The sequence below is a fragment of the Shumkonia mesophila genome, assembly GCF_026163695.1.
Lineage (GTDB): Bacteria > Pseudomonadota > Alphaproteobacteria > Rhodospirillales > Shumkoniaceae > Shumkonia > Shumkonia mesophila.
Genome location: NZ_JAOTID010000010.1, coordinates 117,296 through 129,328, shown reverse-complemented (window position 1 = coordinate 129,328; position 12,033 = coordinate 117,296). Strand labels below are relative to the sequence as shown.

The 12,033-nt window shown below is 64.5% G+C and carries 10 protein-coding genes; 3 read left to right on the top strand and 7 right to left on the bottom strand.

The window, feature by feature from the left end; translation table 11 throughout:
* Positions 1-15: 15 nt before the first annotated feature.
* The 6 genes from ODR01_RS16575 to ODR01_RS16550 all read right to left on the bottom strand — a co-directional run bounded on the left by ODR01_RS16575 (position 16) and on the right by ODR01_RS16550 (position 5,061).
* Positions 16-552, bottom strand: a complete 537-nt coding sequence (locus ODR01_RS16575) for a YcjF family protein (protein ID WP_316978799.1) — start codon at positions 550-552, stop codon at positions 16-18.
* Positions 553-687: 135 nt separating this feature from the next.
* Positions 688-1,326, bottom strand: a complete 639-nt coding sequence (locus tag ODR01_RS16570; protein WP_316978798.1) for a TIGR00725 family protein — start codon at positions 1,324-1,326, stop codon at positions 688-690.
* Positions 1,310-2,113, bottom strand: a complete 804-nt coding sequence (locus tag ODR01_RS16565; protein WP_316978797.1) for an ABC transporter permease — start codon at positions 2,111-2,113, stop codon at positions 1,310-1,312. Before ODR01_RS16565 ends, ODR01_RS16570 begins: the two co-directional genes overlap by 17 nt.
* A gap of 34 nt (positions 2,114-2,147) precedes the next feature.
* Positions 2,148-3,215 carry an extracellular solute-binding protein gene (locus ODR01_RS16560; RefSeq protein ID WP_316978796.1) on the bottom strand — a complete coding sequence of 356 codons (1,068 nt, stop codon included), beginning with the start codon at positions 3,213-3,215 and terminating at the stop codon, positions 2,148-2,150.
* Positions 3,216-3,247: 32 nt separating this feature from the next.
* Positions 3,248-4,279: an ABC transporter ATP-binding protein gene (locus tag ODR01_RS16555; RefSeq protein WP_316978795.1), complete on the bottom strand. Its 1,032-nt coding sequence runs from the start codon at positions 4,277-4,279 to the stop codon at positions 3,248-3,250.
* A complete protein-coding gene (locus tag ODR01_RS16550; RefSeq protein WP_316978794.1) occupies positions 4,276-5,061 on the bottom strand; it encodes an ABC transporter permease in 786 nt (261 codons plus the stop codon). Before ODR01_RS16550 ends, ODR01_RS16555 begins: the two co-directional genes overlap by 4 nt.
* A 443-nt stretch (positions 5,062-5,504) precedes the next feature.
* On the opposite strand from ODR01_RS16550, the gene ODR01_RS16545 reads away from it, so the two are divergent.
* On the top strand, positions 5,505-6,605 hold the full coding sequence (locus ODR01_RS16545) for a substrate-binding domain-containing protein (RefSeq protein WP_316978793.1): 1,101 nt from the start codon (positions 5,505-5,507) through the stop codon (positions 6,603-6,605).
* Positions 6,606-6,644: 39 nt separating this feature from the next.
* Here ODR01_RS16545 and ODR01_RS16540 read toward each other — a convergent pair whose 3' ends face one another.
* A complete protein-coding gene (locus tag ODR01_RS16540) occupies positions 6,645-6,848 on the bottom strand; it encodes a hypothetical protein (protein WP_316978792.1) in 204 nt (67 codons plus the stop codon).
* A gap of 268 nt (positions 6,849-7,116) precedes the next feature.
* On the opposite strand from ODR01_RS16540, the gene ODR01_RS16535 reads away from it, so the two are divergent.
* Together ODR01_RS16535 and uvrA are read left to right on the top strand one after the other, a co-directional pair.
* Entirely contained in the window at positions 7,117-8,946 is a 1,830-nt protein-coding gene (locus ODR01_RS16535) for a methyl-accepting chemotaxis protein (protein WP_316978791.1), read from the top strand.
* Positions 8,947-9,072: 126 nt separating this feature from the next.
* Positions 9,073-11,919, top strand: coding sequence for an excinuclease ABC subunit UvrA (gene uvrA / locus ODR01_RS16530; RefSeq protein ID WP_316978790.1), 2,847 nt, complete (start codon positions 9,073-9,075; stop codon positions 11,917-11,919).
* Positions 11,920-12,033 lie beyond the last annotated feature (114 nt).

Sequence of the window (12,033 nt, the reverse complement as noted above, 5' to 3'; positions counted from 1 at the left end):
CGGGGAAGATGGCCCTCAGGCGGCGGCGGCCGCCTCGCCCTTGGCCGATCCTTTCGACTTGGCCTGAGCGACTTCTTCCTTGGCCTTGTTCAGTTCTTCCTTGTAGAAGGCGGCCATTTTCTCGGCGTTGAAGTCAAGCAGCGTGCCACCGGTCTTGAAATGGGTGTTGAACACGCGGCCAAGCGCCAGCGTCGAAGCCGCCGCCAGTCCTGGCGCCACGGCGATGGTCAGAACCTGCCCGATGACCGGGACCACCTTGATCAGCGAGGTCACGCCACCCGCCAGCATCGCCGGCGCGGCGACGCCGATCAGCGCCGACACCACAGCCTTCGCCCGATCGCGCGAGAACGGCACGTCGTGAATCTTCGCCAGTTCGCGCACCAGCCACACCTGCAGGCCGCCGATCGCCATCATATCGACGAGCGGAACGGGCACCAGGCCGATGCCGGCCGCCCCCCAGGCGCAATTGCGGATCACCTCGTGGGCGCGGCGATCGGTGTTCGTGACTTCCCCGAGGGGCGCCGCGGTCTTCGTTGCTTCGGATTCCGTCATGATGCAGCCTCATGCCAACAGAAAATTTAAAGGGCCGACGTTCCTCGTCGCGTTTCTTTCTGTTAAGAAAAAAGTCGCACGAACGTCCCCGTTCGTCAATTGCTACCTCGATGAAAGAAGGCGGGCCCGAACCCGCTAGACCCCGACGGGCAGGCCGAGCACGACCCGGCTTACGCCATCCAATACCTGATCGCAGGTCATGCAGGAATGGGTTCCGGCGATGGCGGGGCCATCCAGCAGGGTGAAGACCACCTTCTCGAATTGCAGGCCCAAGGCAACTTCGGAGATGGTCCCGTAACCGCCGCCGATCGCCACCAGACACATAGCGGCGCGCGCGACGATGGCGTTGCGGGCGATGCCCAGCCCGGTGGCGACGGGAACGGTGACATAGGCGTTGGCGGCCGCGGCGTCACCGTCCGGCAGAATGCCGACGCTGATTCCCCCGCCGGCGGCAACGCCCCGGCAGACGGCTTCCATGATGCCCTGGCGGCCACCGCACAGCACGGTCAGTCCGCGTTCGGCCAATCGGCGTCCAAGATCTTCCGCCGCCGCCAGCTGATCGGAACGCGCCTCGCGGGCACCGATGACGCCGACCGGCACGCGGCAAGGCGAACCGCTCGTCCTTTGCAGCCAGGCGACCGCTTCCGCCGGAGATATCCGGTCGCCGCCGATGGGGGTTTCATTGCAGGCTTCCCACGCCCGCGATGCCGGACGAAAAATGCGGCCGCCATCGTCAAACAGACGGGCGCGGGTGGAATCAAGACGCAGCGTCACGGTGTTCCCTCCTCGACGCATAAAGTTCACCGGCCGCCAGCACCAAGGTACAAAGCGCCAGCAGGATGACGGAAAGCGCCGCCGCCGACGGGAAATCGGCGCCGGTATCGGAAATCCGGCTGTAGAGGATCAGCGGCAGAATGCTGACTTGGCTTCCCACCAGGGCCAGCGCCGTGCCGTAGGCCCCGATGGCAACCGCGGCGACCAGGCAGAAGGCGGCGACGGCGCTGGGCATCACCTGGGGCACCAGCACGTCCATGACCGCCCGAAAATTGCCGGCGCCCAGGGACTGCGCCGCCCTGATCTGCGCCCGATCGAAGTTGACCAGCACCGGCAGCAAGATCAGCACCACGCGCGGAATCAGATAGTACGAATAGGCGAAGGCCAACCCGGCGGGGCTGTAGAGGAAGCCCGAGAAGGTCGCCGGATCGCTGCCCAGATAGGACAGCGAGAGCGTGATGAATCCCGACCGGCCAAGGGCCAGGATGAACCCATAGGCGACGATCAGGCCGGAAAAGGTCAACGGCAGCGAAATCCAGAACTGCAGGTTGGTCCTCACGTTTTCCGGCAGCGACGACAGGTGCCAGGCCACCCCGAAACCGACGACCAGGGAAACCGTCGGCGCGACCGTTCCCAGGACCAGCGTTCCCGCCAGGCCCCGCCAGAAGACAACGTCGGCGAGGACCTTGCGGAACGCCCCTCCCCCGTCGGTGAACGCCTCGCTGACGACCACCGCCAGGGGAAGGATGAAGAAGAGGACGATGACCAGGGCGCCGGGGACCGCCATCCAGGCGAGGTGTCCCCGGTGCGTGGCCGTGCGGTTATTTGCCAAGGACCAGCTTCGCCCAGTTGGTGTCGATGTCGGACTTGCGGGCCGCCGCCTTGACCAGATCCAATGGCCGCAGTTGCGGGGCCGCCGGGAAGTGCTTGGCGATGTCCCCAGGCAGCTTGACGCCGGGGACCGACGGCCGGACGAACCCTTCGGCGAAGGTCGTTTGCCCGGCATCAGTCATGATGAAGTTGAGCCACAACTTGCCGGCGTTGGGGTTGGGGCCGTTCTTGACGAGGCTGATGGCGTAAGGCGCCGCCACCGTCGCCTCCTTGGGCAGGACCACGGCGATATCGTCGCCCATGCCGTCCTTCAGCTTGGCCTTGAGGCCGTCGTTCTCGTAGCCGATCCAGATCGGGATTTCGCCCTTCAGGAACTTGGCGTAAGGCGTGGTGCCCTCGGTCCGCAGGATGTTGCCGGCCTTGTGCAGCTTGGCCAGGTATTCGACCCCCGGCAGCACGTTCTCCATGTCGCCGCCCGCCGCGTAGTTGGCGGCGAAGGTCAGCACCTGGCCCTGCCCAGTCGAGCGGGGATCGAGGTAGACCACCGCATTCTTGTATTCGGGCTTCAGCAGATCGGCCCACGATTGCGGCACTTCCTTGACCAGCTTGGTATTGACCAGGAAAGCGACGGTCAACTGATGGATGATGAACCATTCGCCGTCGGGCGCCCGGTAAACGTCAGGCAGTTTGTCGAAATTCACCGGCTTGAAGGGCGCCAGCACGCCTTTCTTGACGGCGTCGATGGCCGAACCGCCGAAGTAGTAAGCGGTGTCGGCCTGCGGCCGGTTGCGGGCCTTGTCCAACGCCACCACGGTGGCGCCCGAGCCGAGATCGTTATAGGCCATCTCGACTTCAGCGTAGCGGGCCTTGAAGCGCTTGAACATGGTACCCCAGTTGGCCCAGGTCGGCCCGGTGTCGAAGGAAACCACCATGCCTTCCTTGGCCGCCGCTTCGTAAAGCGCCTTTTCCCCCGGATAGAGTTCCGGTCCCTCGAGAGCCATTGCCAGGGTCGGCAGAACGGCGAGGGCCGCGCCGACCATTACCGATGCGTATTTCATCTTTCTCTCCTCTCTCCCGTTCGTTACGTGCCTCAACTTCCGCTCGGCAGAAGCCGAACATGCTCCGGCCGAATGCTCACCGTTTCGATCGGACCGCGGATGCCTGTCTGCCCGCGGATCACCACGCCGCCGACGGCCAAATCGTAGCGGCGCACCGCGCCCAGGAAGCGGTCGCGCACGATGGTGCCGGCGAAATGGTTGGGGACGCCGTCGGCGGCGCCGACCGCGATGTTTTCGGGGCGCACCAGGACGGTGACGGCCTGACCCTTGCCGAAACCGTGGGCGGCCGTTTGCAGGACGCCGAACGGCACGCTGACCGTCCCGGGGGCGTCGACCACGCCCTCCCACAGGTTGGCTTCGCCGACGAAACGGGCGACGCCGCGGGTTGCCGGCGAGTCGTAGAGTTCGCGCGGGCTCGCCAGCTGGACCACCCGTCCCGCCTCCATCACCGCGACGCGGTCGGCCATCGAAAGCGCCTCCTCCTGATCGTGGGTGATGTGCAGGGTGGAAATGCCGAATTCCCGTTGCAGGCGGCGGATTTCGTCGCGCATCTCGCCGCGCAGGCCGGCGTCGAGCGCCGACAGCGGTTCATCCAGCAGCAGCGCCTTGGGCTGGAAGACCAGCGCCCTGGCCAGCGCCACCCGTTGCTGCTGGCCGCCGGAAAGCGTTTGCGGGCGCCGCTCCTCCATGCCTTTCAGGCCGACTCGCGCCAGGGCGTCGATCGCCCGGCGGTGGCGTTCGGGCGCCTCGATGCGCCGGATTTTCAGGGGATAGGCCACGTTCTGCCAAGCCGTCATGTGGGGAAAGAGCGCGTACGACTGGAAGACGACGCCGAGTTGCCGGTCGCGTACCGCAAGGCCGGTCACATCCTGGCCGTCCAGCAAAATTTGCCCCGACTGCGGGACTTCGAAACCGGCGATGAGCTTGAGCAGGGTGGTCTTGCCCGACCCGCTGGCACCGATGACCGCCAACAACTCTCCATCGTCGATGGAAAGGTCGAGGTCGAATACCCCGACACGGGTACCCGGATAGGCGAAGGTGACGCTCTGCAGTCGGATGCTCATGCTGTTCCCTGCCGATAGGCGCTGGCGGATCGCGCCGCAAAAGCTCCGCCGGCCGCAGCCAGCAGCGCCAGACTGAGGAGGACGACGGTCGCCGCGCAGGCAAAGCCGGTCGCCCCATAAAAGGCCTGGAGCAGAACCACCGGGTAAGGCCGCGACAGGAAGCCGGCGATCAGGTTGGAGAGCTGGAACTCGCCGATGGAGAGCGCCGCCACCATGATCAGGCCGGAACCCAGGCTGTGGCGCAGCAGCGGCACCACCAGATCGAAGAAGCGCTCCCGGAAGGAGGCGCCCAGGGATTCCGCCGCCAGTTCCAGGGCGTCGATGTGCAGATGGCGCATGTCGGCGACCAGGGTCTGCAACAGATAGGGCAAGGTCAGCACGACATGCCCGGCGATCAGCAGCCAGATGCTGCCCAGCCACGGCAACGCGTCGGACGAAAAGACCAGGATGAAGCCGAAGGCCAGCACCAGTGGCGGCGCCGCGATGGGCAGCAGGAACATGATGCGGGCCGCCACCATGACGCCGCGCGACGCACTCTTGAACAGGGCGTAGGCCAAGGGGACCGCCAGCAGGGTGCAGGCCACACAGGTGGCGGCGACCACCTCGAGGCTGACGATGAAGGCCCGCCGGAAGCTGCCTTCGCTCAGCAGTTCGCGATACCAGTCCAGGGTGATGCCGGAAGGCAGGAGGCTGTTCGTCCACGTCTCGCCGAACGATCCGACGAACAGAAGGACGATGGGAATGAACAAGTACAGCAGGTAGATGCCGGTAACGACTGCCATCTCCGCCGCCTCCCCCAAGACGCCTCAACCCGTTCGACCGTCGGCGATTCCCGGCGTCGCCGCCAGTTTCGCAAAAGCAGACCGTCTGATTTAAAAGCAGACTGATCGCATGACGTGCCGATGGTATGAAGCTGCGGACTTCCTGTCAATCGTCCGTTGCCCGCAGCGGGGACGCCCCTCCTTTCAGAACCCTCTTTTTTCATTTTTATTACTAGGCGTTATTGGATATTAGCCGTTGAAAACATGGATAAAAAAAGCGCGCTCTGGACTCCTTGAAAATCTCGCACCAAGGAAATTCTTCATAAAGCTGTCATACATCTATAAAATCTGACCGTCTGGAATGACGGCCGACGAGAAACCCTTTTCCGACGGCCGGAGTTCCCCGCTATAAGGGGAAACGGCAGCCGGCGGCGGTGCCGCCGTGAAATTAAGGAAGGCGCCCGATGAGCGGGGATTCGAACGCCCGATACATGCGGATCAAGACCAGTCTCCAGCGCGAGGTGGCCGGAACGCCACCGCATACGCGCATCCGCTCACGCAGCGACCTGGTGCGGGATTTCAAGGTCAGCCGCACCACCATCGACCGCGCCATCTCGGAACTGATCGGCGAGGGAATCCTCTATGCCCGGGACGGCAGCGGCACCTATGTCGCGGAACGCAACGGCATGTGGCCCGGCAACGGCGCCATGCGCTCGTGGGGCGTGCTGCTGCCGGACATCCGGCATTACACCTATCCGGGAATCCTGCGGGGGATCGAACACGTCGGTTTCGAGAACGGCGTCAACGTCATCGTCGGCAACATCGAGAACCAGGCGGCCCGGCAGACCAGCTACCTGCGCAACTTCATCAAAAGCCAGGTCACCGGCGTCATCATCGTGCCGGCCCGCCCCAATCCCCAGGAGGGCCTGGAGGACCAGCTTTCCACCATGCTGGCGGAACTGACCGATCACGGCATTCCCTTCGTTTTCTGCAACCGCAACACGCCCGGGATCGAGGCGCCGCAGGTCATCTCCAACGATTTTCACGGCGGCTATCTGGCCGCCCGCCATCTGATCGAGCGCGGATACCGGCGCATCGCCTATATCGCCCACCCCCGCTACGCCATCTCGCTCAACCGTTACATGGGGTACGCCAGCGCGCTGGCCGCCGCCGGCGGCAAACCCGACGACGGCCTGGTGGTCTTTTCCGATTCATGGGATTTCGAGACGCCGGGCCGCGACGAGATGGGGCGGATGCTGGACGGCCCCAACCCGCCCGATGCCGTGGTCTGCTTCACCGACCTCATCGCCAAGGGGGCCTATCACGCGATTCTCGACCGGGGTCTGGTTCCCGGGCGCGACATCGGCATCGTCGGCTATGACGACAGCATGGTCTGCGTCTCGCTGGACATCCCGCTGACCTCGGTGAAGGTCGATTCCTACGAACTGGGCCGCCGGGCCGCCCAGTTCCTGCTCGATGTCGATGGCCAATGGACGTCGCACCGCAGCGCGTCGATCATTCTGACGCCGGAACTGGTGGCGCGGCAAAGCACCGCGCGGGCCTGAAGGCCACGACGCCCCTGCCGCCGGCCGACGACGGTGGGATCAGACGAGAATGTCGAGGGCGTGTCCGGACGAAGCGGACCGCGTGGCGGCCGCCACCTGGTCGGTCGCCTGTGTCAACATCTGCACGATGGCCTGATCCATTTGCAGGTTCTGCTTGACCATGGCCACCGACAGTTCCTGGTGGAGCATGGCGGACTTGGCCTGAAGGGCCATTTCGGCAAGGCCAGAGACACTGATATCCATGAGTTCCCCTTTCTGGGCCGCTGCAACGGATGACGCGAGTATACAGCCTTTCCCGCCGCCGGTCCAATGAGGGGATTTCCTACCTCTCTTTTCGGGCGTCTCGCTCCCGTTCCATGCCGAAAGCCTAAATTTCATAAATCCGACAAGCAGCGGACACAGGTTCGATGCTAGAGCATACCCGCACGGAGGAAAGGGAAAAGGCGCCCGGCCGGCCACCAACGCACTCTTTGTCGGAGCATGTACCCTCCTCACGGAAAGCTTCTCCCACATGGCAATTTTCGCAGGATCCTTTGCACCCCGACGCGTTTCGGCACGCATCAGTTCCAAGCTCATCGTCTCCTTGGCGGTTGCCATATCGCTGGTGTTCGCCGCCATCTTCGCCACGTTCATCTATGCCGTTTCCGTGCTGACCCAAAAGCAGGACGAACTGATTCAGGTCGTGCAAAACCTCAACGGCGACCTGCGGCTAAACATGCTGGATCTTCAGAAATCCTATCTTGCAGTGCCCGATTTTCTGGAGACCGATCCCGTCGCTGCGGTCACGGCATGGCTCAAGGCCAATCGTCAGGCCACCGCCAGGGACCATCAGGGACGTGACGCCGTCACCGCCCGATATGCGGACCGCCGGATCCGCCGGGATCTTCAGAAGCCGGGATTTTTCGCCGTCGAGGCAACCGCCGACGGAGCTTCCGTGTCGTATGGCCTCTTCAGCAACGGCGAATATCAGGAGACGGCTCGCGAATTGCTGGTCGCGGGCGCCGCGGCGGATGCCGTCAGGCAGGGCATCGACACCGTGGTATCGGACATGACCGGTCCCGAGGCGACCAAACAGCGAATTCTCGCCTTGAAGTCCAAGCTGGCCGACGAGGCCCTGGCCGCGGAATCCACCCGCACTGCCATCCTGTCCGCCGTCGACGGCATTCAAGCGAAGAAAACCGAAGTCCAGGAGTTGGTTCAGCAAATCGATTATGGGGTGATCGGCCTTGGCGTAACCGGCGTTTTTCTCACCATCCTCACCCTGCACCAGGTGACGCGAAGCGTCGTGACGTCGCCGTTGCAGGCCATTTCGTCGGTCATGACCCGGATCGTCCAGCGGGAGGGCACGATGGTCCCCTATCTGGAGCGGGCCGATGAAATCGGCGCCATCGCCCGAGGAATCGAGGAGTTCAGGACCGTACTGGCCGAGAACGAACGTTTCCAGGAACGACAGGCGCAGGAAAAGGAGATCCAGCGGCGGCGGACCGAGATGACCGAGGCCTGCATCGCCGAGTTCAACCACAGTGCCGGGGCGATCGCCCAAACGGTTGCCCAGGCCGCAAAAGGCATGCAGGGCGTCGCCGGGATGATGACCACCACGGCAGAAGAGATCGGCACGCGGGTGACGGCGGTTTCCGCCGCGTCCGACCAGGCCCGCAACCATGTCGAAACGGCCTCCTCGGCCATTGCGCAATTGCAGACATCCGTCGCGGAAATCTCGCGCCGTGCAACCGATGCCGCTCACATGGCGCGCGATGCCGTCAATCAGGCCAAGACAACCGATCAGACGGTCGGCCAGTTGTCGGAAATGGCTCGCGATGTCGACCGCATCGTCGAGATCATCAGCGAAATCGCCAATCAAACCAATCTGCTGGCGCTAAACGCCACCATCGAGGCCGCCCGCGCCGGCACCGCCGGCAAGGGATTTGCCGTCGTCGCCTCCGAAGTCAAGGCCCTGGCCAGCCAGTCCGCCAAGGCGACCGGCGACATCAGTTCGCGCATCCAAGCCATGCGGCAGGTTACCGGCAATTCGGTTTCGGCCATCCAGACCATCGGCGAGGCCATCAAGCGGATCGACGGCATCACCTCATCCACGGTTGCCGTCGTCGAGGAAGAGCGGGCGACGATCCAGACCATTTTCCAGAGCATGGAACAGACCGGGCAGGTCACCCACAAGGTTGCCCACCACATCCAAGGCGTCGGTGACGCAACGGCCCGCAATGATTCGGTGGCAAGAGAAGTTCTGGACGCCTCGGTCGCCCTGTCGGGACAGGCCGAGCTTCTTCACACGCGGGTCTCGAAATTTATCGAAGATATCCGGCCGGCCAGCAGCTACTCTTGAATTTCCGAAGGCGCGCGAATTCGCCGAAATGGCAAGGGGACTCCCTTTACGGCTCCGATTGATCCATATATGGGGGGACCAGTCCCACCAAGCGCGAAACCTCCCGCAAAAAGCCGTTAACCGACGATGGACAAGATCGAAATCCGTGGTGCCCGCGAGCACAATCTGCGCAACGTCGACGTCGACATCCCGCGCGACAGCCTGACCGTCATCACCGGACTGTCGGGGTCGGGCAAGTCCTCGCTTGCCTTCGACACCATCTATGCCGAAGGCCAGCGGCGTTATGTCGAATCGCTTTCGGCCTACGCCCGCCAATTCCTCGAGCTGATGCAGAAGCCGGACGTCGATTCCATCGAGGGGCTGTCGCCGGCCATTTCCATCGAGCAGAAGACCACGTCGCGCAACCCGCGCTCGACGGTCGGCACCGTCACCGAGATCTACGACTACATGCGGCTGCTGTTTGCGCGCGTCGGCGTGCCGCACTCGCCGGCCACCGGGCTTCCCATAGAAAGCCAGACGGTCAGCCAGATGGTGGATCGAGTCATGGCCTTGGCGGAAGGTACCCGGCTTCTCCTGCTGGCGCCGATCGTGCGCGGCCGCAAGGGCGAATACAAAAAGGAGCTTCAGGACCTGCGCAAGCGCGGCTTCCAGCGGGTCAAGGTCGACGGCACCGCCTACGACATCGAGGACGCGCCGGCGCTCAACAAGAAGCTCAAGCACGATATCGAGGTGGTGGTCGATCGCGTGGTGGTGCGCGACGGCATCCAGACCCGTCTGGCCGATAGCTTCGAAACCGCGCTCGAACTGGCCGATGGCTTGGTTTTCGCCGAGAACGCCGACACCGCCGAGCGAACCTCGTTCTCGGCCAAGTTCGCCTGCCCGGTGTCGGGTTTCACCATCGACGAGATCGAACCGCGGCTGTTTTCCTTCAACAACCCATTCGGCGCCTGCCCGGCCTGCGACGGCCTGGGCACCGAGATGTTCTTCGACCCCGACCTGGTGGTGCCCGACGACCGCCTGTCGCTCGACGAGGGGGCCGTCGCGCCGTGGGCCAATTCGACCTCGCAGTACTACCGCCAGACGCTCGACAGCCTGGCCGGCCACTACCGCTTCGACCTGACCAAGCCATTCGCGCGCCTGCCCGAGGCGGTGCGCCAGGCCGTCCTCTACGGGTCGGGCAACGAGGCGGTACCCATGCGCTACGACGACGGCCGCCGGTCCTATGAGATCAAGAAACCGTTCGAGGGCGTCATTCCCAACATGGAGCGACGCTGGCGCGAAACCGATTCCGCCTGGGTGCGCGACGAGTTGTCCCGCTTCCAGACCGTCACCACCTGCGCCACCTGCGGCGGCCACCGCCTGAAGCCGGAGGCCCTGGCGGTCAAGATCGGCCGCCTCAACATCAGCGAAGTCGCCGCCATGTCCATCGACGATGCCGCCGCCTGGTTCGCCGGCATCGACGCCACCTTCACGCCCCAGCAGAAGGAAATCGCCCGGCGCATCCTGCGCGAGATCAACGAGCGGCTGGGATTCCTCAAGAACGTCGGCCTGGAATACCTGACCCTGGCGCGCAATTCCGGGACCCTTTCGGGCGGCGAAAGCCAGCGCATCCGGCTGGCCTCGCAGATCGGCTCGGGCTTGACCGGGGTGCTCTATGTGCTCGACGAGCCGTCGATCGGGCTGCACCAGCGCGACAACAACCGGCTGTTGGAAACGCTGCGCCACCTGCGCGACCTCGGCAACACGGTGATCGTCGTCGAGCACGACGAGGACGCCATCCTGACCGCCGACCACGTCATCGACATGGGACCCGGCGCCGGCATCCACGGCGGCAGGGTGGTCGCCGAGGGGACGCCCGAGAAGATCATGCAGGACCCGGCCAGCCTGACCGGCCAGTACCTTTCCGGATTCCGCCAGGTCCCCAAGCCGGCCCAGCGCCGCAAGGGGCGCAAGGGGCGCGCCCTGCGCGTGGTCGGCGCCAGGGCCAACAACCTGCAGAACCTGACGGTGGACTTCCCGCTCGGCACCTTCGTCTGCGTCACCGGGGTGTCGGGCAGCGGCAAGTCGACGCTGATCACCGAGACCCTGTACCAGGCGCTGGCCCGTCGCCTCAACGGCGCCCGCGTGTCGCCGGGCGAACACGACGCCATCGAGGGGCTGGAATTCATCGACAAGGTGGTCGACATCGACCAGTCGCCGATCGGCCGCACGCCGCGCTCCAACCCGGCCACCTACACCGGGGCGTTCGGGCCCATCCGCGACTGGTTCGCCAACCAGCCCGAGGCCAGGGCGCGCGGCTACAAGCCGGGCCGCTTCTCGTTCAATGTCAAGGGCGGCCGCTGCGAGGCCTGCCAGGGTGACGGCGTCATCAAGATCGAGATGCATTTCCTGCCCGACGTCTACGTCACCTGCGACGTTTGCCACGGCAAGCGCTACAACAGAGAAACCCTTGAAATAACGTTCCGTAACAAATCTATAGCTGACGTTCTTGATATGACGGTGGAGGAAGGAAGCCGTTTCTTCAAGGCGGTGCCGATCATCCGCAACAAGCTGGAAACCCTGGAACAGGTGGGGCTCGGCTACATCCACCTCGGCCAGCAGGCCACGACCCTTTCGGGCGGCGAGGCGCAGCGCGTCAAGCTGGCCAAGGAACTGTCGCGGCGGGCCACCGGCAAGACCTTCTACATCCTCGACGAGCCGACCACCGGCCTGCACTTCGAGGACGTGCGCAAGCTGCTGGAAGTGCTGCACACCCTGGTCGACCAGGGCAACACCGTGGTCGTCATCGAGCACAACCTGGAGGTCATCAAGACCGCAGACTGGGTCATCGACCTTGGCCCCGAGGGCGGCCACAAGGGCGGCCGCGTCATCGCCGCCGGGACGCCGGAAGATATCGCCGCCCACGCCGACAGCTTCACCGGCCACTATCTGGCCGACCGTCTGGCTCCGGCGTCGACCCGCAAACGCGCCTGACCGCCGCCGGCCGGCCGGGACCCGAGCGCCCCTCTCGCGCGGCGCCGGGATTTTTCTGCATCCAAATTCCACGAAATTTAGTAAATCTATCGGCAAGAGCCGCGTAAAGCGTGC

Bases quoted from the DNA above. Each gene is read 5' to 3' on its own strand.
- ODR01_RS16575 (WP_316978799.1), bottom strand. From the start codon at position 552: ATGACGGAATCCGAAGCAACGAAGACCGCGGCGCCCCTCGGGGAAGTC.
- ODR01_RS16565 (WP_316978797.1), bottom strand. From the start codon at position 2,113: ATGGCGGTCCCCGGCGCCCTGGTCATCGTCCTCTTCTTCATCCTTCCC.
- ODR01_RS16560 (WP_316978796.1), bottom strand. From the start codon at position 3,215: ATGAAATACGCATCGGTAATGGTCGGCGCGGCCCTCGCCGTTCTGCCG.
- ODR01_RS16555 (WP_316978795.1), bottom strand. From the start codon at position 4,279: ATGAGCATCCGACTGCAGAGCGTCACCTTCGCCTATCCGGGTACCCGT.
- ODR01_RS16550 (WP_316978794.1), bottom strand. From the start codon at position 5,061: ATGGCAGTCGTTACCGGCATCTACCTGCTGTACTTGTTCATTCCCATC.
- ODR01_RS16545 (WP_316978793.1), top strand. From the start codon at position 5,505: ATGAGCGGGGATTCGAACGCCCGATACATGCGGATCAAGACCAGTCTC.
- ODR01_RS16540 (WP_316978792.1), bottom strand. From the start codon at position 6,848: ATGGATATCAGTGTCTCTGGCCTTGCCGAAATGGCCCTTCAGGCCAAG.
- ODR01_RS16535 (WP_316978791.1), top strand. From the start codon at position 7,117: ATGGCAATTTTCGCAGGATCCTTTGCACCCCGACGCGTTTCGGCACGC.
- uvrA (WP_316978790.1), top strand. From the start codon at position 9,073: ATGGACAAGATCGAAATCCGTGGTGCCCGCGAGCACAATCTGCGCAAC.